Origin of the sequence: Streptococcus infantis ATCC 700779, from assembly GCF_000187465.1 — a bacterium.
Taxonomy (GTDB): domain Bacteria; phylum Bacillota; class Bacilli; order Lactobacillales; family Streptococcaceae; genus Streptococcus; species Streptococcus infantis.
This window is the reverse complement of sequence record NZ_GL732439.1, coordinates 924,906-944,769: the sequence shown is the minus strand read 5'-3', so window position 1 is coordinate 944,769 and position 19,864 is coordinate 924,906. Positions and strand designations below refer to the sequence as shown.

The 19,864-nt window shown below is 39.0% G+C and carries 21 protein-coding genes; 16 read left to right on the top strand and 5 right to left on the bottom strand.

The window, feature by feature from the left end; translation table 11 throughout:
- Window positions 1-45: 45 nt before the first annotated feature.
- Together HMPREF9423_RS07040 and HMPREF9423_RS07035 are read left to right on the top strand one after the other, a co-directional pair.
- Window positions 46-933, top strand: coding sequence for a hypothetical protein (locus HMPREF9423_RS07040; RefSeq protein WP_233419432.1), 888 nt, complete (start codon window positions 46-48; stop codon window positions 931-933).
- A gap of 46 nt (window positions 934-979) precedes the next feature.
- A complete protein-coding gene (locus tag HMPREF9423_RS07035; RefSeq protein ID WP_006148643.1) occupies window positions 980-1,453 on the top strand; it encodes a hypothetical protein in 474 nt (157 codons plus the stop codon).
- 74 nt (window positions 1,454-1,527) lie between these two features.
- Here HMPREF9423_RS07035 and yidA read toward each other — a convergent pair whose 3' ends face one another.
- Window positions 1,528-2,334, bottom strand: coding sequence for a sugar-phosphatase (gene yidA, locus HMPREF9423_RS07030; protein ID WP_006148642.1), 807 nt, complete (start codon window positions 2,332-2,334; stop codon window positions 1,528-1,530).
- Between the two features lie 12 nt (window positions 2,335-2,346).
- Window positions 2,347-3,651, bottom strand: a complete 1,305-nt coding sequence (locus HMPREF9423_RS07025) for an HD domain-containing protein (protein ID WP_006148641.1) — start codon at window positions 3,649-3,651, stop codon at window positions 2,347-2,349.
- 72 nt (window positions 3,652-3,723) lie between these two features.
- Between HMPREF9423_RS07025 and HMPREF9423_RS07020 the strand changes: the two genes are divergently transcribed.
- Entirely contained in the window at window positions 3,724-4,101 is a 378-nt protein-coding gene (locus tag HMPREF9423_RS07020; protein ID WP_006148640.1) for a YwiB family protein, read from the top strand.
- 179 nt (window positions 4,102-4,280) lie between these two features.
- Here the strand turns inward: HMPREF9423_RS07020 and HMPREF9423_RS07015 are convergent, their stop codons facing one another.
- A complete protein-coding gene (locus HMPREF9423_RS07015; protein WP_006148639.1) occupies window positions 4,281-5,363 on the bottom strand; it encodes a DEAD/DEAH box helicase in 1,083 nt (360 codons plus the stop codon).
- Window positions 5,360-6,337: a Gfo/Idh/MocA family protein gene (locus tag HMPREF9423_RS07010; RefSeq protein WP_006155601.1), complete on the bottom strand. Its 978-nt coding sequence runs from the start codon at window positions 6,335-6,337 to the stop codon at window positions 5,360-5,362. Before HMPREF9423_RS07010 ends, HMPREF9423_RS07015 begins: the two co-directional genes overlap by 4 nt.
- Before the next feature lie 146 nt (window positions 6,338-6,483).
- Between HMPREF9423_RS07010 and HMPREF9423_RS07005 the strand changes: the two genes are divergently transcribed.
- The 10 genes from HMPREF9423_RS07005 to sdbB all read left to right on the top strand — a co-directional run bounded on the left by HMPREF9423_RS07005 (window position 6,484) and on the right by sdbB (window position 14,032).
- A complete protein-coding gene (locus HMPREF9423_RS07005; RefSeq protein ID WP_006148637.1) occupies window positions 6,484-7,179 on the top strand; it encodes a YoaK family protein in 696 nt (231 codons plus the stop codon).
- Window positions 7,180-7,448: 269 nt separating this feature from the next.
- Window positions 7,449-7,763, top strand: coding sequence for a 50S ribosomal protein L21 (gene rplU / locus HMPREF9423_RS07000; RefSeq protein ID WP_000109141.1), 315 nt, complete (start codon window positions 7,449-7,451; stop codon window positions 7,761-7,763).
- A gap of 15 nt (window positions 7,764-7,778) precedes the next feature.
- Window positions 7,779-8,123: a ribosomal-processing cysteine protease Prp gene (locus HMPREF9423_RS06995; protein WP_000613699.1), complete on the top strand. Its 345-nt coding sequence runs from the start codon at window positions 7,779-7,781 to the stop codon at window positions 8,121-8,123.
- Window positions 8,124-8,139: 16 nt separating this feature from the next.
- Window positions 8,140-8,433 (top strand): 50S ribosomal protein L27, encoded by a 294-nt coding sequence (gene rpmA, locus HMPREF9423_RS06990; RefSeq protein WP_006148635.1) that lies wholly within the window; start codon window positions 8,140-8,142, stop codon window positions 8,431-8,433.
- Between the two features lie 213 nt (window positions 8,434-8,646).
- Window positions 8,647-9,906: a UDP-N-acetylglucosamine 1-carboxyvinyltransferase gene (locus tag HMPREF9423_RS06985; protein WP_006148634.1), complete on the top strand. Its 1,260-nt coding sequence runs from the start codon at window positions 8,647-8,649 to the stop codon at window positions 9,904-9,906.
- A 17-nt stretch (window positions 9,907-9,923) separates the two neighbouring features.
- Window positions 9,924-10,475, top strand: coding sequence for a GNAT family N-acetyltransferase (locus HMPREF9423_RS06980; RefSeq protein WP_006148633.1), 552 nt, complete (start codon window positions 9,924-9,926; stop codon window positions 10,473-10,475).
- Entirely contained in the window at window positions 10,468-11,745 is a 1,278-nt protein-coding gene (gene spxR, locus HMPREF9423_RS06975; RefSeq protein ID WP_006148632.1) for a CBS-HotDog domain-containing transcription factor SpxR, read from the top strand. The genes HMPREF9423_RS06980 and spxR overlap by 8 nt, the downstream gene beginning before the upstream one ends.
- Window positions 11,746-11,760: 15 nt before the next feature.
- Window positions 11,761-12,621: a methionyl aminopeptidase gene (locus HMPREF9423_RS06970; protein ID WP_006148631.1), complete on the top strand. Its 861-nt coding sequence runs from the start codon at window positions 11,761-11,763 to the stop codon at window positions 12,619-12,621.
- A gap of 127 nt (window positions 12,622-12,748) precedes the next feature.
- Entirely contained in the window at window positions 12,749-13,456 is a 708-nt protein-coding gene (gene ccdA2 / locus HMPREF9423_RS06965; RefSeq protein WP_006148630.1) for a thiol-disulfide oxidoreductase-associated membrane protein CcdA2, read from the top strand.
- A gap of 12 nt (window positions 13,457-13,468) precedes the next feature.
- On the top strand, window positions 13,469-14,032 hold the full coding sequence (gene sdbB, locus HMPREF9423_RS06960) for a thiol-disulfide oxidoreductase-associated lipoprotein SdbB (RefSeq protein ID WP_006148629.1): 564 nt from the start codon (window positions 13,469-13,471) through the stop codon (window positions 14,030-14,032).
- Between the two features lie 63 nt (window positions 14,033-14,095).
- Here the strand turns inward: sdbB and HMPREF9423_RS06955 are convergent, their stop codons facing one another.
- On the bottom strand, window positions 14,096-15,082 hold the full coding sequence (locus tag HMPREF9423_RS06955; RefSeq protein WP_006155600.1) for an L-lactate dehydrogenase: 987 nt from the start codon (window positions 15,080-15,082) through the stop codon (window positions 14,096-14,098).
- A gap of 194 nt (window positions 15,083-15,276) precedes the next feature.
- Between HMPREF9423_RS06955 and gyrA the strand changes: the two genes are divergently transcribed.
- The 3 genes from gyrA (at window position 15,277) to HMPREF9423_RS06940 (ending at window position 19,723) form a co-directional block, all read left to right on the top strand.
- Window positions 15,277-17,745 (top strand): DNA gyrase subunit A, encoded by a 2,469-nt coding sequence (gene gyrA / locus HMPREF9423_RS06950; protein WP_006148627.1) that lies wholly within the window; start codon window positions 15,277-15,279, stop codon window positions 17,743-17,745.
- Window positions 17,745-18,491, top strand: coding sequence for a class A sortase (locus tag HMPREF9423_RS06945; RefSeq protein WP_006148626.1), 747 nt, complete (start codon window positions 17,745-17,747; stop codon window positions 18,489-18,491). The genes gyrA and HMPREF9423_RS06945 overlap by 1 nt, the downstream gene beginning before the upstream one ends.
- A gap of 155 nt (window positions 18,492-18,646) precedes the next feature.
- Window positions 18,647-19,723 (top strand): aspartate-semialdehyde dehydrogenase, encoded by a 1,077-nt coding sequence (locus HMPREF9423_RS06940; RefSeq protein WP_006148625.1) that lies wholly within the window; start codon window positions 18,647-18,649, stop codon window positions 19,721-19,723.
- Window positions 19,724-19,864 lie beyond the last annotated feature (141 nt).

Below are 19,864 nucleotides of genomic sequence, written 5' to 3'. Positions count from 1 at the left end.
CGGGTCGAAAGGTAAGCAATACAAATGCTAGTTAGGGATAGAAATATGAAAAAAGGCTTATTAATTGGTTGTTTATCCATGGTTATACTATTTGCAATATTCATAGTACTGAGTCCTATTATTGCTATGATGGATATGTGGGGTCTATTTGCCCATGCAAGTCGGAATGAACTTGAGCAAGCTGTACATCGTTCTTATGAGAACTACGGTCTTACAGGTCAGTTTGAGTTAGAAAAATACGAAAAAAACTATACAAGTGTAGGAGGATTTGTAATCCATGGTACTTACACTGAAAATATAGATGGTAAAACCTATCAGGCTAATTCTCGCTTTGAATACTATACTCGTCCTTCGGAAAACAAAAAGTATAAAAAGACGGATGCAGAAGTAGATTATGAACAAAACAAAAAAATTTATCACGCTTTTCCAGAATTAGCCTATCTAGGGATTGAAATAAGTCCAGGCACCAGTGAGTTTTTAAAAACATTGGATACTTCAATAACAGATCCCAAAATGACTGCTTTGAAATACGATGGGATTGATTTTCAATTTAATAGTAAATCTGGCAATATGTATCTTTATGATGAAATTTTAGAGGAAAATCAAAGAAAAGGACAAGCATTACAAGGGATGTATCCTATGGATGCTCAATATCTTTTCCAAAAAGATATCTTTATACCAGAATTTCAATTTCGATACTACACTCCAGAAGACAAGAAGGATCAGTTATATGATGCTTATCTTAAAGACCTTGAATCGCAATTGAAAGAGTTTTTTAACAATCAACCCTTACCTAGTGGTCTTTATGCTGTAAAGATTGATCGATATGAAGGGGATAAACTAGTCAATAATAGCGGTGGCTATCATGTTAGGATTGGAAACCGTCAAGTTGTGAAGTTTATCAAAGATTTACAGCAGGAGTCACTGGACTAATGCTTTTCAGATGTATAGAATTTTGGAGAAAGAGGTAATATGTTAGATGTCCCAAGAAGAATACCTTCGAATAAAAAAAGAATATAAAATTCGCCTAGTATTAGTAATCCTTCTATTCGTATTATTTTCTATCCTAAGTATCTTGCTCATCATAAATCTCAATAGATTTATCCCGCTAGGCGCGACAGCTATGGCTACAGTTGTTCCGTTCAACCATTTCTTACTCGTTCCACTTTGGGAAGAGAAAAAAGCGATTGAAGCAGAGCATCCTGAATGGAAGGACCTTAGTACAAGCGGAGCCAGGGTCCCTTCGACAGAAGCGAGTAAACGAAACATAGCAACTGTTGGGAGCATTATTGCCTTGTTATTATCGTTTGCTTTACTCTATAGGCCTGCTAAGGTATACCAGAAGGTGCCTACTGCCGATGAACTAAAGAACCTTCCCAAGATTGAGAACAATGGCATTCCTAAACTTGATAATAAGAAAATTCCAAAAATAAAAAGGGAATCAGAAGAGTAATCTGTAATGAAAATACCCCAGGAGTTAGACTTTTTCTCTAACTTCTGGGGTGCTTTTATTATATTCTATTCAGTTTACAAGACCCAAGTTCGAATGGCATGGGCAACGCCGGATTCATCATTTGTTTTGGTGATGTATTTGGCGATTTTTTTGAGTTCTGGGTTTCCGTTTTCCATAACAACGGGATTTCCAACGACTGCTAGCATGGCACGGTCATTTTCTTCATCACCGATCGCCATAGTTTCATCTTTGCTTAGTCCAAGTTTCTCAGCTAGGTGAGTGATAGCAGATCCCTTGTCTACATCCTTTTTAAGGAGTTCTAGGTAAAATTGAGCAGATTTGTTGATAGAGTATCGCTCGTAAAATTCTGCTGGAATCTTTTCAATAGCAGCATCGAGAATCTCTGGTTCGTCGATAAACATACATTTGACGATTTCTTTATCAGCCATCTCTTCAGGTGTACGGTAAAAAATTGGCATGCTGACGAGAGTTGACTCGTGTACGGTGTATTTTCCGATATTGCGATTGGCAGTGTAGATGCCGTCTTTGGTAATAGCATGCATATGGACTCCCAGTTTACGGCTGAGAAATTCCATATCAAGATAGTCCTCGTAAGTCAAGGATTCGCTGATAATCTCATGGCCATTAGCGGTTTCTTGGACAAGGGCACCGTTGAAGGTCACAACATAGTCTCCTTCGTCTCTCAACTGCAAGTCGTCAAGAAGTTTGGCAACACCAGCGATGGGGCGTCCTGTTGCAATGACAACCTTGACCCCAGCTGCTTTGGCATCTTGGATAGCTGCAAAAACTTCTGGAGTAATTTCTTTTTTGCTATTAACCAGGGTACCATCAATATCGACGGCGATTAGTTTTATACTCATAAATTTCCTCTGTTATTTCTTGTCTGGAGTAAAATGATCATTCTCAATCAAATGTGAAAATTGTTGAATGATATTCGTGAAAATACTGTTTTGCTTAAGCATTTCTTTAGGGAAGTAGAAACGGTTGTCACCATGACGGCTTCCTGCAAGAGATTGGACGATAGGAGATAGGCTAGAAAGTTCTGCCAGCTCGCCATTCTTTTGGACAATCTCGATTTGAGTTCTTGGATTTGCAGACTCTGGTCGATAAATATCGTAAGGAAGGTCAAAATTCTTATGGATAGCAGTGTAGTAGTTGGGGTCAAACCCAATTTCTTCTACGAAATTCCGCATGATCTCAAGTTTGTCTTGGTCGTCCTCAGAAAAAGTAATAGATTTAAAGACCTTACGGTTGATAAAACGTTGCGAAAGATCAGCTAGAATTTTATCTGTACTAGTCATCCAGAGTTGGAAATAGGTATTCATAACCCCGTCGTCAAGTGCAAGATAGTCAGATAAGGTTACCTTCTTCTCAAAAAATGGCAGTAGATGTGGGGATGTAAGGGCAAAGAAGTCCTTATTTTCAGGATAGAGCTCCTTAGCACGTTTGAGAAGATTTTGCAGAAGGACTTCCATGGCGCGTGTGGCTGGGTGGAAATAAACCTGCATGTACATCTGGTAACGACTGAGTACATAATCCTCGATGGCATGCATCCCATTACGCTGAAAGGCGATGCCATTTTCAACAGGACGAATGACACGAAGAATACGTGTCAGATCAAACTGGCCATAAAAAGCACCGGTGAAGTAGGAGTCGCGAAGGAGATAGTCCATACGGTCTGCATCAATCTGACTCGAAATGAGCTGAACCACTTGTTTGTTTGGATAAGTGTGATCGATAACGCTGGCTACTTTTTTTGGAAAGTCCGGTGCTACCTGCAAAAGAACCTGATGAATCTCTGTATCAGGGCTTTGGATAATTTCCTGGGTAATTGCCTCATGGTCCGTGTCAAAGAGATTTTCAAAAGTATGAGAGTAGGCACCATGTCCGAGATCATGTAGAAGAGCCGCAGTCATGGTTAGTAAAGACTCATTAGAATCCCATTCCTCAGGATATTTCTCCTCAAAAATCTCCGTGATTTGCCTAGCAATTTCGTAGACACCCAAACAGTGAGAAAAACGACTATGCTCTCCACCATGGAATGTATAGCTAGATGTCCCAAGCTGTTTGATGCGACGGAGCCGCTGAAATTCTTTGGTATTGATCAGGTCATAAATGACTTGATTATTAACGTGGATATAGTTGTGAACTGGGTCACGAAATACTTTTTCATTCATAAGACCATTATAGCAAATTCCTTGCCTTTTTGGTAAAATAGTAGGGATAAGTGAGAAGAAAGAGGAATAGTTGTGAAGATTAGAATGAGAAATACCATCAAGTTCGATGAACAATTGGAAGTAATCGACCAACTTTATGATGTTGAGTTACGTGAAAGGGGAGATTTTTCCTATCTCCTTTTTTACAATGAGGAGCAAGAAAAAGTAGTTTTGAAATTTAATGGGGAGGAACTGGTCATGTCACGTTTCTCAAATCCCAAGACCATCATGCGTTTTCTGAAAGATTCTGATAGTTTAGCCTATATTCCAACACCTATGGGACTGCAGGAGTTTATCATCCAAACAAGCCACTATGAAGTTAGTGAAGAGAAGATTGAACTAGCCTACCAACTACAAAACAAAGAAGGAGTTCCATTTGCCAACTACCGTTTAGAAATTACTTGGGGATAAGAAAAAGAGGCTGGGACAAAAGTCCTAGCCTCTAAATTGTCTTTGGATTGTCGAGCAAGACGCAGTGGTTGAGTGGGCTCTACTACGCTGATTTCATCAGCTTTTACAGCCCTACTCAACTGTGCGGAGGTGGGACGACGAAATCGAATTCTAACGAATTACCGATTTCTGCCCCACTCTCATTTGATATAGAGTTCTTGATTTTTCAAGACGATTTCACGTACACTTGCAAATTTCTTCAGTTTTTTAAGCTCTTCTGGATGGGTGACAAGAGTGATGACATAGCCTTCTTTACCCATACGTCCTGTACGACCTGCACGGTGAGTGTAAGTTTCCTTGTCTCTAGGGACATCAAAGTTAATCACGCATTCCAGGCTATCAATGTCGATACCACGAGCGAGAAGGTCTGTGGCAAGAAGTAGTGTCAGTTGATTATCTTTGAATTTTTCTAAAATAACTTTTCTAAATTTAACGTTGACATCGCTAGCTAGCGAAACTGCTAAAACATCACGATATTGTAATTTTTCCTCGGCGCTTCCAAGGTCAGACAAGCTATTAAAGAAGACAAGACCACGGAAATCTTCAACCTGTGCTAGTTTACGAAGCATATCTACTCTGTGACGTTGGTCTACTTGCATGTAGAAATGTTGAATATTGTCTAACTTTTGGTCTGATAGATCAATGATGCGCGTGTTAGGTGCAATCTTATCTTGGTCAAATTTGGTAGTGGCACTCATGTAAATAAGTTGATGGTCACGAGGTGCATAGTTGGTAATTTTTTCAACAAAATGAATTTGAGAATCATCAAGGAGTTGGTCGAATTCATCAAGAATGATTGTTTCCACATTCATCATCTTGATTTTTTTCAATTTGACGAGTTCAAAGATACGACCAGGTGTTCCAATCAGAATTTCTGGTCCTTTTTTAAGTCGTTCAATTTGGCGTTTCTGGCTCGAACCAGATAGAAATAGCTGAGCTGTTAATCCGATGGCCTCACCCCAGGTTTTAGTGACTTCAAAAATTTGTCCAGCAAGCTCAGTATTAGGTGCTAAAATCAATAATTGTTGGGCTTTTTTCTTTTGGAGTTTGAGAAGACTAGGTAGGAGATAGGCTAAAGTCTTCCCTGTACCAGTTGGACTGACTCCAAGTAGGTTTTCACCTTCTGTTATAGGTTCAAAAAGTTGAGTTTGAATGGGAGTAAATTCTTGGAATCCCAGTTGATCAATCAATTCTTGCCATTCGGTAGGTAGTTTGGTTTTCATTTTTCTGCCTCAAATCTAATGCCAGCATCCTGGCGCATAGTGTAAAGTAGGTCGTGGACATGTGTCGCATCATCAATCCAAGATTGGTAGAGAGTCCGGTCTGCTTGCTTGATCATGTTTGCGAAATCAGCAACTTCCTCAGTCATGGTGTGAGGAGCCTGCTGGATAGGAAGTTGAACATCATTTCCTTGATGGTCTGTAAAAAAAGCTGATTGGACATGCTCGATGGTATTAAGTGTCAAGGTCCCATCAGTAGTATAAATCTCACAAGGAAGATTAGAAGTGATATTCTTTCCTGCTTTGATGTGTACTTGATAGTCAGGATATGAGAGAATACCATCCCCATTTAAATCAATGCTATTATCTAGTTTCTGAGCTTGATAGGTTGCATGAGTCGGTTTTCCAAATAAGCGAACAGCTGCATAAATAGGATAAATACCAAGATCCATAAGTGCACCACCTGCAAAACGGTCTGAGAAAACATTAGGAGTATCGCCAGCAAGTAGGTTAGGCATCTTAGAAGAATATTTAGCGTAGTTAAAGTCTGCACCCAGAATTTGTTTGTTCGCAAGAAAGTCTTTGATTGTGGCAAAAGCATCTTCGTGGTAGTTTCTTGCTGCTTCAAAGATAAAACATTTATTATCTTTAGCCGTTTCAACTAAATCCTGCCATTCTTGTGGTTGAGTGACAGCTGGTTTTTCAAGGATAACATGTTTTCCAGCAGATAAAGCCATTTTTGCTTGACTAAAATGCAGGGAATTCGGACTAGCAATGTATACCACATCGAATGAATCATTAAAGAAATCATTTAACTGATCAAATAGCTTAACGCCTTGATACTGTTCAACAAAATTTTCTGCGGTTTCAATTTTTCTAGAATAGACTGCACCCAGTTGAAAGTTCCCGCTAGTATGGGCAGCCTCTAGAAAATGATGGCTGATTGAACTAGTTCCTATGATACCAAGTTTTAGCATAGTTACTCCTTTTCCACAAGTAATGATTGATTTCATTATATCATAGAAAGAGTCAACTCGTTAGCTTGAGATAATTCTTTTGCTTTGATACTTCGAAATTTCTAGAAAAAATGGTACAATAGTTACAGTATATTTAGGAGATTAGTATGAGATTATTACCTATGAGAAAAATTTCTCGTCATTCAAAAAGATTGGCGCTTTTTTTGACTTTTTGTGCAGGCTATGTCGATGCCTATACGTTTATTGTAAGAGGGAATACCTTAGTCGCTGGGCAAACGGGGAATGTGGTATTTCTATCAGTCGGAATCGTTCAGAAAAATTTGGTTGATGCTGAAATAAAGATATTGACACTTTTATCTTTCATGTTAGGCGTTTTTTTGCTTACGATTTACAAGGAAAAACTTCGCATTGTTAAAAAACCCATTCTATCACTTGTTCCATTAGCTATTTTATCATTGATAATCGGCTTTGTTCCATTAAGTGTTGATAACATGTTTATTATTCCTCCTCTGGCTTTTTGTATGGGTCTCGTTACAACAGCTTTTGGAGAGGTTTCTGGAATTGCCTATAATAATGCCTTTATGACGGGAAATATCAAACGCACCATGTTGGCTTTTGGCGAATACGTCCGGACCAAGCATACAGCCTTTTTGATGGAAGGATTGATTTTTGTAAGCCTTCTTGTTAGTTTCATTCTAGGAGTAGTATTTTCAGCTTACTTAACGATTATCTTCAACGAAAAAACGATTTTAGGTGTCCCTATCATGATGAGTATTTTTTATCTAAGTATGCTTTTATCTTCTTTGCGAAAAAAGTCTGATAAAAGGCTGAATTTTGAGTGAAAATACTTGTCAAAAATTTGGAATCATGCTATACTTGTAGAGTTGACTATGCACAGTCCTGTGCAACCGCACGAACATCGTTGCTCGTCATATAACAAATTTAAACTTCGTCATTATCGCCTTGCCTAACATAAGTTATGTCTTCGGCTTAATTCCTAGTTTATTCTTTGTTATACTAAGAGCTCTTCTTTTAAGTGGTTCGTCCCACGATGCTAGGCGAGTCTTCACAAAAATTCGGGGTAACCCCAAAAAATCATAGGAGGTGCATAATGAGCACATACGCAATTATCAAAACTGGCGGAAAACAAGTTAAAGTTGAAGTTGGTCAAGCAGTTTACGTTGAAAAATTGAACGTTGAAGCTGGTCAAGAAGTTACTTTTAACGAAGTTGTTCTTGTTGGTGGTGAAAACACTGTTGTCGGAACTCCACTTGTTGCTGGAGCTACTGTAGTTGGAACTGTTGAAAAACAAGGAAAACAAAAGAAAGTTGTTACTTACAAGTACAAACCTAAAAAAGGTAGCCATCGTAAACAAGGTCACCGTCAACCATACACTAAAGTTGTCATCAACGCAATCAACGCTTAATTTTAAGGAGAACACATGATACAAGCAGTCTTTGAGAGAGCCGAAGATGGCGAGCTGAGGAGTGCGGAGATTACTGGACACGCCGAGAGTGGCGAATACGGCCTAGATGTCGTGTGTGCATCGGTTTCTACGCTTGCCATTAACTTTATCAATTCAATTGAGAAATTTGCAGGCTATGAACCAATCTTAGAATTAAACGAAGATGAAGGTGGCTATCTGATGGTTGAAATTCCAAAAGATCTTCCTTCTCACCAGAGAGAAATGACACAATTATTCTTTGAATCATTTTTCTTAGGTATGGCAAACTTATCGGAGAACTCTTCTGAGTTCGTCCAAACCAGAGTTATCACAGAAAACTAACACGGAGGAAAACATTATGTTAAAAATGACTCTTATCAACTTGCAACTTTTCGCCCACAAAAAAGGTGGAGGTTCTACATCAAACGGACGCGATTCACAAGCTAAACGTCTTGGAGCTAAAGCAGCTGACGGACAAACTGTAACTGGTGGATCAATCCTTTACCGTCAACGTGGTACACACATCTATCCAGGTGTAAACGTTGGACGTGGTGGAGACGATACTTTGTTCGCTAAAGTTGAAGGCGTAGTACGTTTCGAACGTAAAGGTCGCGATAAGAAACAAGTTTCTGTTTACCCAATCGCAAAATAAACATTAAATAAGGCTTTCCAATATTTTTGGAAAGCTTTTTTTCTTGAACAATATTAGTATCAGTTATTTTTTAAGTTTACTTCAGAAACTATTCTCACTCAATAAAATCTCAAGGAACTTATTTGATTTATTATAATAGATAATAAGAAAGAAATATGGTATAATATAGGGTGAGACCTTATGAATAAATAGTGAAAGAGTATATAAAAAATAATGAAAAAAATTGTCATTAACGGCGGACGCCCATTAAAGGGTGAGATAACCATTAGCGGAGCGAAAAATAGTGTGGTAGCTCTGATTCCAGCTATTATTTTGTCAGATGATGTAGTTATTTTGGACTGTGTTCCAGACATCTCTGACGTTGCTAGTTTGGTTGATATCATGGAAATTATGGGTGCTAGTGTAAAGCGCTATGATGATGTTTTAGAGATTGATCCTCGTGGTGTTCAAAACAAACCAATGCCATATGGTAAAATCAACAGTCTTCGCGCATCCTATTATTTCTACGGTAGTCTTCTTGGACGTTTCGGTGAAGCAACAGTAGGTTTACCTGGTGGATGTGACTTAGGACCTCGTCCGATTGACTTGCATTTAAAAGCCTTCGAAGCTATGGGTGCTAAGACAACCTATGAGGGAGACAATATGAATCTCTCAACAAACGGCTCTAGATTACAAGGTGCACATATTTATATGGATACTGTTAGTGTTGGAGCAACTATTAACACAATGCTTGCAGCGGTTAAAGCTCAAGGACGTACAGTCATTGAAAACGCGGCTAGAGAGCCTGAAATCATTGATGTAGCTACTTTGTTAAATAATATGGGAGCTCATATTCGTGGTGCAGGTACAGATATGATTACTATCGATGGTGTTGAATCCCTTCATGGAACTCGCCATCAGGTAATTCCTGACCGTATTGAAGCAGGGACTTATATTGCAATGGCTGCTGCTGTGGGACAAGGAATTCGTATTAACAATGTACTTTATGAACACTTAGAAGGTTTTATTGCAAAACTTGAAGAAATGGGTGTTCATATGACGGTTTCTGAAGACAGTATCTATGTTGAAGAACAAACAAATCTTAAGGCTGTAAATATCAAAACAGCTCCATATCCAGGATTTGCTACAGACCTTCAACAACCGATTACTCCTCTTTTGTTGAAAGCTGAAGGACGAGGAACATTAATCGATACTATTTATGAAAAACGTGTCAATCATGTCTTCGAATTAGCCAAAATGAATGCAGATATTTCTACAACGAATGACCATATTTTCTACAAGGGTGGCAATCCTTTACACGGTGCAAGTGTAAGAGCCACTGACTTACGTGCAGGAGCTGCCTTGGTTATTGCTGGATTAATGGCTGAAGGTAGAACAGAAATTACTAGTGTAGAGTTCATTTTAAGAGGCTACTCAAATATTATTGAAAAATTACGTAACCTTGGAGCAGATATTGAGCTAATCGAAGATTAGCCATTTTGAGGAACACAATGAATATCTGGACAAAATTAGCAATGTATTCTTTCTATGAGACGGAACGTTTGTTTTTCCGTCCATTCTTTTTTACGGATGTAGATGACTTTCATGCTCTAGCATCAGACCCTGAAAATCTCCAATTTATTTTTCCTACGCAAGCCAGCATTGAGGAAAGTCAATATGCTCTTGCTAACTACTTTATGAAATCACCCTTGGGAATTTGGGCGATTTGTGATAAGAAAGCACAGAAGATGATTGGAGCCATCAAGTTTGAAAAGCTAGATGAAATCCGTAAAGAAGCAGAAATTGGCTATTTTTTAAGGAAAGACTATTGGTCTCAGGGATATATGACGGAAGCAGTTACCAAATTACGCGATTTGTCTATGGGTCAGTTTGAATTAAAGCAACTTTCTATTGTGACACATTTAGAAAATAGTGCTAGTCAAAAGGTTGCACAAAAATCAGGCTTCGTTCTATATCGTCGTTTTAAGGGTAGTGATCGATATACTCGTAAGATGCGGGATTATCTAGAATTTCGCTATACAAAAGGAGAGCTAAATGAGTAAACACCAAGAAATTTTAGCTTATTTAGAAGAATTACCAGTCGGAAAACGGGTCAGTGTTCGAAGTATCTCAAATAGGCTGGGAGTGAGTGATGGTACAGCTTATCGTGCTATCAAAGAAGCTGAAAATAGAGGATTGGTTGAAACACGTCCTCGAAGTGGAACTGTCCGTGTCAAGTCAAAAAAAGTTGCCATTGAGAGATTAACCTTTGCAGAAATTGCAGAAGTCACTGGTTCGGAAGTTTTAGCTGGCCAAGCTGGTTTGGAGAGAGAATTCAGTAAATTCTCCATTGGAGCCATGACAGAAAAGAATATTCTTTCTTATCTTCATGATGGCGGTCTACTTATTGTCGGTGACAGAACACGAATCCAATTATTGGCGCTTGAAAATGAAAATGCTGTCTTGGTAACAGGTGGATTTGAAGTTCATAAAGATGTTTTGGATGCTGCTAATAAGAAAAATATCCCAGTGTTACGCAGTAAACATGACACATTTACCGTTGCGACCATGATTAACCGAGCTTTGTCAAATGTACAAATAAAGACAGATATTCTAACAGTGGAAAAAATCTATCGCACTTGTCATGAATATGGTTTTTTACAAGAAACGGATACTGTAAAAGATTATTTAGATTTAGTTCGTAAGAATAGAAGTAGTCGCTTCCCTGTTATCAATCAGCATAAGGTTGTTGTGGGTGTCGTGACCATGCGTGATGCTGGAGATAAATCACCAGGGACTACCATTGATAAGGTCATGACAAGAACTGTCTACATGACCGGTTTAGCCACAAATATTGCTAACGTGAGCCAGAGAATGATTGCTGAGGATTTTGAAATGGTACCTGTTGTACGGAGCAATCAAACCTTGCTTGGTGTCATTACTAGACGTGATGTTATGGAAAAAATGAGTCGTTCTCAGGTCTCAACTTTACCAACCTTTTCAGAACAGATTGGACAGAAGCTATCTTATCATCATGATGAAGTTGTTATTACAGTCGAACCCTTTATGTTAGAAAAAAATGGTGTTCTGGCTAATGGTGTTCTTTCGGAAATCTTGACTCATATGACGCAAGACTTGGTTGTTAATAGCGGGCGTAACCTCATCATTGAACAAATGTTGATTTACTTCTTACAGGCTGTTCAGATTGATGATGTTCTACGGATTCAAGCTAGAATTATTCATCATACGAGACGATCGGCTATTATTGATTATGATATTTATCTCAATCATCAAATTGTATCAAAAGCAAATGTTACTGTAAAAATTAATTAGAATCTAGGAGTAAACATGATTACATTGAAATCAGCTAGAGAAATCGAAGCTATGGATAAGGCTGGCGATTTTCTTGCAAGCATTCACATTGGCTTGCGTGATATCATCAAGCCAGGTGTTGATATGTGGGAAGTAGAAGAGTATGTTCGCCGTCGTTGTAAAGAAGAAAATTTCCTTCCACTACAGATTGGTGTTGATGGAGCAATGATGGACTATCCATATGCAACCTGCTGTTCGCTCAATGACGAAGTAGCACACGCCTTCCCTCGTCATTATATCCTCAAAGAGGGTGACCTTCTCAAGGTTGACATGGTTCTTGGTGGGCCAATCGCGAAGTCTGACCTCAATGTTTCTAAACTTAATTTTAACAACGTTGAGCAGATGAAAAAATATACTCAAAACTTTACGGGTGGCTTGGCTGATTCTTGTTGGGCATACGCAGTTGGTAAACCATCAGAAGAAGTTAAAAACTTGATGGACGTGACCAAGGAAGCTATGTATAAGGGTATCGAGCAAGCTGTTGTTGGTAACCGAATTGGCGATATTGGGGCAGCGATTCAAGAATATGCTGAAAGTCGTGGATACGGCGTTGTTCGTGATCTTGTAGGACACGGTGTTGGCCCAACTATGCATGAAGAACCAATGGTTCCCAACTATGGTGTAGCTGGTCGTGGTCTTCGTCTTCGTGAAGGTATGGTTTTGACAATCGAACCTATGATTAATACAGGTGATTGGGAAATCGATACAGACATGAAGACAGGTTGGGCGCACAAAACTATCGACGGTGGTCTATCATGTCAGTATGAACACCAGTTTGTTATCACCAAGGATGGACCTGTAATCTTGACAAGTCAAGGTGAAGAGGGAACTTATTAATAAAAAAAGGGAGCTGAGCTCCTTTTTTTATTCGTTAAAGTTGAAATCAAATTTGCGTAGCAGATATCTTACAAACGTTTTCTTTTATAGTAAAATAAAAGATGACTATATGAAAGAAGGTTCTTAATTGGAAAGTATTATATTTTTTATCTCTGTATTTTTAGCTGGGGTTTTATCGTTTTTCTCACCCTGCATATTTCCCTTGTTACCAGTTTATGCAGGTGTTTTGTTAGATGATCAAGAGCAGTCAAAGACATTTCGGTTTTTAGGTAAGGATGTTGCCTGGTCAGGATTAATTCGGACATTCTGTTTTATCGCAGGTATCTCTCTGATTTTCTTTATTCTAGGGTTTGGAGCAGGATTTCTCGGCAATTTACTCTATGCTGATTGGTTTCGTTATGTTATGGGAGGCATTATTATCATACTAGGCTTACATCAGATGGAAATCCTTCATTTACGAAAATTAGAGTTCCAAAAAACAGTAAGATTTGATCAAAAACAGTCTAGTAAATATCTATCAGCCTTTCTATTAGGTATCAGCTTTAGCTTTGGTTGGACTCCATGTATTGGTCCAGTTTTAAGTTCAGTTTTAGCATTAGCTGCCTCAGGAGGAAATGGAGCTCTTCAAGGGGCCTTATTAACCCTAATTTATACACTTGGAATGGCGCTTCCATTTTTAGTGTTGGCTTTGGCATCAGGTCTGATTATGCCTTATTTTAGTAGAATTAAATCTCATCTACTCTTACTGAAAAGAATTGGTGGTTTGCTAATTATTCTCATGGGAATTTTATTAATGTTGGGACAGTTAAATGTCTTATCTGGATTATTAGGATAAAAGGAGTTACATATGAAAAAATTTATCTATTTCGGACTTAGTATTTTATCCCTATTTCTTCTGATTGCTTGTGGCAAAGAAGAGGGAAAATCAAGTCAAGAAAATCAAACGACTCAAGCACAGCAACAAGCAACGGTTAAGCAAATAGCTGTAGGAGCAGAAGCACCTGATTTTACGCTCCAATCGATGGATGGAAAAGAAGTCAAACTATCTGATTTTAAAGGTAAAAAAGTTTATCTAAAATTCTGGGCTTCTTGGTGCGGACCATGTAAAAAAAGCATGCCAGAACTAATGGAACTTGCTGCAAAAGAAGATCGTGATTTTGAAATATTATCTGTTATTGCACCAGGCCTTCAAGGTGAAAAAACCATAGACCAATTTCCAAAATGGTTTGAGGAGCAGGGCTATAAGGATATACCTGTCCTATATGACACCAAGGCGACAACCTTCCAAGCCTATCAGATTCGAAGCATTCCAACAGAATTTCTAATTGATTCAAATGGTAAAATTGCCAAAATCCAAATAGGTGCAATTAGTAATGCAGATGCAGAAGCGGCGTTTGCACAAATGGATTAACGTTATAAAAAAATGTCTAGACTGTTTTGTCTAGACATTTCTTTTTTTAAAAATTTAATTGAATTAGTTTTTAGAAGCAGCTTGGAATTCTGGGTTTTTCCATGCTTCGTCAATAATTTCTTGCAATTCACGAGCAGAAAGTTGCATTTTTTGAGTTTCAGCGTCGTTCAATGGGATGTTAACTGGGCGAACGATACCATGCGCACCAACGATAGCTGGTTGACCGATAAAGACGTTTTCAACTCCGTATTGTCCTTCTTGGAAGACTGAAAGTGGAAGAACCGCATTTTCATCATCAAGGATAGCTTTTGTAATACGAGCTAGGGCAACCGCGATACCGTAGTAAGTAGCACCTTTTTTGTTGATGATTGAGTAAGCAGCGTCGCGAACTGAGATGAAGAGTTCAACAAGGTCTGCATCATTCAAGTCACGGTTAGCTTGCAACCATTGTTCCAATTTAACACCGGCAACGTTAGCGTGTGACCAAACAGCAAACTCAGAGTCACCGTGTTCACCCATGATGTAGGCGTGAACTGAACGTGCATCAACACCGATAGTTTCAGCAAGTGCTTGACGGAAACGAGCTGAATCAAGTGAAGTACCTGAACCGATAACACGTTCTTTAGGGAAACCTGAGAATTTCCAAGTTGAGTAAGTTAAAATGTCAACTGGGTTAGCAGCAACAAGGAAGATACCGTCAAATCCAGATGCAACAACTTGTTCAACAATTGATTTGTTGATAGCAAGGTTTTTACCAACAAGATCAAGACGAGTTTCACCTGGTTTTTGTGGAGCACCAGCAGTGATAACTACAAGGTCAGCATCCGCACAGTCTTCGTACTTAGCTGCATAGATTTTTTTAGGTGAAGTAAAAGCTAGCGCGTGGCTAAGGTCTTCAGCATCACCAACTGCTTTTTCAAACAATTGAGGAATTTCAATGATACCAAGTTCTTGTGCAATTCCTTGTGTTACGAGGGCAAAAGCGTAAGATGAACCTACGGCACCGTCACCGACGAGGATAACTTTTTTGTGTTGTTTAGTTGCTGTCATTTGTCTAAACATCTCCTTTATTTTATTAAGGGGGAACCCCATTTGATTTCATTCTATCACTTTTGCTAAGCTTTGTCACGGATATACCTTCGGGATAAATATGTAAACGTTTTACACGTGTTGTTAAACTGTAAAATAGTCCAAACTATGGTATAATATATCTAGTTACTAATAGTGAAATGAGGCATTTGTTAATGCAAGATAAAAATTTAGTGAATGTCAATCTGACCAAGGAGATGAAGACTAGCTTTATCGACTACGCCATGAGTGTAATCGTATCGCGTGCTCTTCCTGATGTTCGTGATGGGTTGAAACCTGTTCATCGTCGTATTTTGTACGGAATGAACGAATTAGGAGTTACGCCTGATAAACCTCATAAGAAATCTGCCCGTATTACAGGGGACGTAATGGGTAAATACCACCCACACGGGGACTCATCTATCTATGAAGCTATGGTTCGTATGGCTCAGTGGTGGAGCTACCGTTACATGCTTGTAGATGGACACGGTAACTTTGGTTCTATGGACGGTGATGGTGCTGCCGCGCAACGTTATACCGAAGCACGTATGAGCAAGATTGCTCTTGAAATGCTTCGCGATATCAATAAAAATACTGTTGATTTTGTTGATAACTATGATGCCAACGAGCGAGAACCGGTTGTTTTACCAGCTCGTTTCCCAAATCTTTTGGTTAATGGTGCCACAGGTATTGCCGTTGGTATGGCGACCAATATTCCACCTCATAATTTGGGTGAAACTATTGATGCTGTTAAACTCGTCATGGATAATCCTGAAGTTACAACCAAAGATTTGATGGAAGTTTTGCCTGGTCCAGACTTCCCAACTGGTGCCCTAGTTATGGGTAAATCAGGTATTCACAAGGCGTATGAGACTGGTAAGGGATCTATTGTTCTTCGTTCTCGTACGGAAATTGAAGAAACTAAAACAGGTCGCGAACGTATCGTTGTTACTGAATTCCCGTATATGGTTAATAAGACAAAAGTTCATGAGCATATTGTGCGCTTAGTTCAGGAAAAACGTATCGATGGAATTACAGCTGTTCGTGATGAATCTAACCGTGAAGGTGTTCGCTTTGTTATTGAAGTTAGACGCGACGCATCAGCTAATGTTATTTTGAACAACTTATTCAAGATGACTCAGATGCAGACTAGCTTTGGTTTTAACATGCTTGCTATCCAAAATGGTGTTCCAAAGATTTTATCGCTTCGCCAAATCTTGGATGCATACATTGAGCACCAAAAAGAAGTTGTGACTCGTCGCACTCAATTTGATAAAGAAAAAGCTGAGGCACGCGCGCATATTTTGGAAGGTTTGCTAATTGCTCTGGATCATATTGATGAAGTCATTCGTATCATCCGTGCCAGCGAAACTGACCAAGAAGCTCAAGCGGAATTGATGAGCAAGTTCAAGCTATCTGAACGTCAAAGCCAAGCAATCCTAGACATGCGTCTCCGTCGTTTGACTGGCTTGGAGCGTGATAAGATTCAATCTGAATATGATGAGTTGATTGCTTTGATTGCCGACTTAGCAGATATTCTTGCAAAACCAGAACGTGTGGCTCAAATCATCAAGGAAGAATTGGATGAAGTCAAACGCAAGTATGAAGATAAACGCCGTACTGAGTTAATGGTTGGTGAAGTCTTGACGCTTGAAGATGAAGACTTGATTGAAGAGTCTGATGTTCTTATCACTCTATCAAATAAAGGTTATATTAAACGTTTGGACCAAGACGAGTTTACTGCCCAAAAACGTGGTGGACGTGGCGTACAGGGAACAGGAGTCAAGGATGATGACTTTGTCCGTGAGTTGGTTTCTACCAGCACCCATGATCACTTGCTCTTCTTTACCAACAAAGGCCGTGTCTATCGTTTGAAAGGTTATGAAATCCCAGAGTATGGTCGTACAGCCAAGGGATTGCCTGTAGTTAACCTCTTGAAACTGGATGAGGGAGAAAGCATCCAAACTATCATTAATATCGAATCAGAACGTAGTGATGATGCATACATCTTCTTTACGACTCGAGCAGGTATTGTTAAGAGAACTAGCGTTAAAGAATTTGCCAACATTCGCCAAAATGGTCTAAAAGCCTTGAATTTGAAAGATGAGGACGAATTGATTAATGTTCTTCTTACTCAAGAAGATACTGATATCATTATCGGTACTAAGTTAGGCTATGCAGTTCGTTTCAACCAGTCATCCGTTCGTAGCATGAGTCGTAGTGCTACTGGTGTTAAAGGGGTAAACCTTCGTGAAGGCGATGCTGTAGTTGGAGCTAGAGTAATCACTGACCAAGATGAGGTCCTCATTATCACCGAAAAAGGATACGGTAAGCGTACAGTTGCCACTGAATATCCAACTAAAGGTCGTGCTGGTAAAGGTATGAAGACCGCCAATATTACAGATAAGAATGGTCATCTTGCTGGTCTTCTAACAGTAAAAGGTGACGAAGATTTGATGGTTATCACAGATACCGGTGTCATGATTCGTACAAATGTTGCCAATATTTCTCAAACTGGACGTTCAACCATGGGAGTTAAGGTTATGCGTTTAGATGAGAATGCTAAGATTGTAACCTTTACAACAGTTGCGGCAGCTGAGAAAGAAGAAGTTGGGGCAGACAACGAAACAGAAAGTGAAGAATAATGTCTCAAAAAAGAACTAAGAGTAAAAAAAGTAAACGTAAGAATCTGCTGATTAATATTTTAGCTGGCTTTCTAATCCTTTTGTCTCTAGCCTTGATTTTTAACTCAAAGATTCGTAATATCTTTATGGTTTGGAATACTAACAAGTATCAAGTTAGTCAAGTCTCTAAAGAGAAGCTTGAAGAGAACAATGGTGCAGAAGGAAATTTTGATTTTAATTCCGTGAAAGCTATTTCTTCGGAGGCTGTTTTATCATCCCAATGGGATGCACAACAGTTGCCTGTTATAGGTGGAATTGCAGTTCCCGAAGTAGAAATCAACTTGCCAATCTTTAAAGGTTTGGACAATGTAAACTTGTTCTACGGAGCAGGAACCATGAAACCAAATCAAAAAATGGGTGAAGGAAATTATTCTCTAGCTAGTCACCATATCTTTACAGCTGAGAATGCTAGCCAAATGCTATTTTCTCCTTTGGTTAATGCCAAAGAAGGTATGAAGATTTATCTGACTGATAAGGATAAAGTTTATACCTACGAAATTCGGGAAGTGAAACACGTAACCCCAGATCGAGTTGATGAAATTGATGATCGTGAAGGTATCAATGAAATTACCTTGGTGACTTGTGTAGACTATGATGCAACCGAACGGATTATCGTAAAGGGAGATTTAAAAGAAATCAAATCTTATTCAGACACTCCGTCAGATGTCTTAGCTGCATTTAATAAACCGTATAAACAAAGATATTAATTCGAAAATTTTTTGAAAAAGGTTCGCTAATGATAGCGACCTTTTTTCTTTTTAATTTCAGAAAATAGATAAGGTAAAGACTTTTCAATTTTTCTAAAAAGTAGTATAATATTTCTATTATAGAAATTTTTAGAAAATTCCAAAAGAGGTTTGTTATGGGATATACAGTTGCTGTTGTCGGTGCTACAGGTGCCGTTGGTGCTCAAATGATCAAAATGTTGGAAGAATCAACTCTTCCAATTGATAAGATTCGCTACCTTGCGTCTGCACGTTCTGCAGGAAAGGTCTTGCAATTCAAGGGCCAAGATGTGACTATTGAAGAAACAACAGAAGAAGCTTTTGAAGGAGTTGATATTGCTCTCTTCTCAGCTGGTGGTTCAACTTCTGCAAAATACGCACCTTATGCTGTTAAAGCAGGGGCAGTAGTAGTAGATAACACTTCTTATTTCCGTCAAAATCCAGATGTGCCATTGGTTGTTCCTGAAGTAAACGCCCATGCTCTTGATGCTCATAACGGGATCATCGCATGTCCTAACTGTTCAACTATTCAAATGATGGTAGCTCTTGAACCAGTTCGTCAAAAATGGGGCTTAGATCGTATCATTGTTTCAACTTATCAAGCTGTTTCAGGTGCTGGTATGGGAGCTATTCTTGAGACACAACGTGAATTGCGTGAAGTATTGAATGATGGTGTAAATCCACGTGATTTGCATGCGGAAATCTTGCCATCAGGTGGCGATAAGAAACACTATCCAATTGCTTTTAATGCCCTTCCTCAAATTGACGTCTTCACTGATAATGACTACACTTATGAAGAAATGAAGATGACAAACGAAACTAAGAAAATAATGGAAGACGATAGCATTGCCGTTTCAGCAACTTGCGTGCGTATTCCTGTCTTGTCAGCTCACTCTGAGTCAGTTTATATTGAAACAAAAGAAGTGGCTCCAATCGATGAAGTCAAAGCTGCGATTGCTGCCTTTCCAGGTGCAGTTCTTGAAGACGATTTGGCTCATCAAATCTATCCTCAAGCTATCAATGCGGTTGGTTCTCGCGATACCTTTGTCGGACGTATCCGTAAAGACTTGGATGCTGAAAAAGGGATCCACATGTGGGTGGTTTCTGATAACCTTCTCAAGGGTGCTGCTTGGAACTCAGTTCAAATTGCAGAGACTTTACATGAACGTGGTCTAGTACACCCAACAGCTGAGTTGAAGTTTGAATTGAAATAGGGAGCAAAACAGAAATCAGTAACTCGAAGAGTTTGATTTCGTAGTTTTGCCCCCGCACAGTTGATTAGTAAGTACGAATGTTGCAAACATGAGTAGTTCCAATCAACCACTGCGTTATGAGACAGAAATCAGTAACTCGAA

What these genes read in the sequence shown, in the direction of transcription:
- HMPREF9423_RS06970 (WP_006148631.1), top strand. Translation starts at nt 11,761, where the DNA reads ATGATTACATTGAAATCAGCTAGAGAAATCGAAGCTATGGATAAGGCT.
- HMPREF9423_RS07015 (WP_006148639.1), bottom strand. Translation starts at nt 5,363, where the DNA reads ATGAAAACCAAACTACCTACCGAATGGCAAGAATTGATTGATCAACTG.
- HMPREF9423_RS07010 (WP_006155601.1), bottom strand. Translation starts at nt 6,337, where the DNA reads ATGCTAAAACTTGGTATCATAGGAACTAGTTCAATCAGCCATCATTTT.
- rpmA (WP_006148635.1), top strand. Translation starts at nt 8,140, where the DNA reads ATGTTAAAAATGACTCTTATCAACTTGCAACTTTTCGCCCACAAAAAA.
- HMPREF9423_RS06980 (WP_006148633.1), top strand. Translation starts at nt 9,924, where the DNA reads ATGAATATCTGGACAAAATTAGCAATGTATTCTTTCTATGAGACGGAA.
- HMPREF9423_RS07040 (WP_233419432.1), top strand. Translation starts at nt 46, where the DNA reads ATGAAAAAAGGCTTATTAATTGGTTGTTTATCCATGGTTATACTATTT.
- gyrA (WP_006148627.1), top strand. Translation starts at nt 15,277, where the DNA reads ATGCAAGATAAAAATTTAGTGAATGTCAATCTGACCAAGGAGATGAAG.
- HMPREF9423_RS07025 (WP_006148641.1), bottom strand. Translation starts at nt 3,651, where the DNA reads ATGAATGAAAAAGTATTTCGTGACCCAGTTCACAACTATATCCACGTT.
- HMPREF9423_RS06945 (WP_006148626.1), top strand. Translation starts at nt 17,745, where the DNA reads ATGTCTCAAAAAAGAACTAAGAGTAAAAAAAGTAAACGTAAGAATCTG.
- HMPREF9423_RS06985 (WP_006148634.1), top strand. Translation starts at nt 8,647, where the DNA reads ATGAAAAAAATTGTCATTAACGGCGGACGCCCATTAAAGGGTGAGATA.
- HMPREF9423_RS07005 (WP_006148637.1), top strand. Translation starts at nt 6,484, where the DNA reads ATGAGATTATTACCTATGAGAAAAATTTCTCGTCATTCAAAAAGATTG.
- sdbB (WP_006148629.1), top strand. Translation starts at nt 13,469, where the DNA reads ATGAAAAAATTTATCTATTTCGGACTTAGTATTTTATCCCTATTTCTT.
- spxR (WP_006148632.1), top strand. Translation starts at nt 10,468, where the DNA reads ATGAGTAAACACCAAGAAATTTTAGCTTATTTAGAAGAATTACCAGTC.
- rplU (WP_000109141.1), top strand. Translation starts at nt 7,449, where the DNA reads ATGAGCACATACGCAATTATCAAAACTGGCGGAAAACAAGTTAAAGTT.
- HMPREF9423_RS07035 (WP_006148643.1), top strand. Translation starts at nt 980, where the DNA reads ATGTCCCAAGAAGAATACCTTCGAATAAAAAAAGAATATAAAATTCGC.
- HMPREF9423_RS06940 (WP_006148625.1), top strand. Translation starts at nt 18,647, where the DNA reads ATGGGATATACAGTTGCTGTTGTCGGTGCTACAGGTGCCGTTGGTGCT.
- HMPREF9423_RS06955 (WP_006155600.1), bottom strand. Translation starts at nt 15,082, where the DNA reads ATGACAGCAACTAAACAACACAAAAAAGTTATCCTCGTCGGTGACGGT.
- HMPREF9423_RS06995 (WP_000613699.1), top strand. Translation starts at nt 7,779, where the DNA reads ATGATACAAGCAGTCTTTGAGAGAGCCGAAGATGGCGAGCTGAGGAGT.
- yidA (WP_006148642.1), bottom strand. Translation starts at nt 2,334, where the DNA reads ATGAGTATAAAACTAATCGCCGTCGATATTGATGGTACCCTGGTTAAT.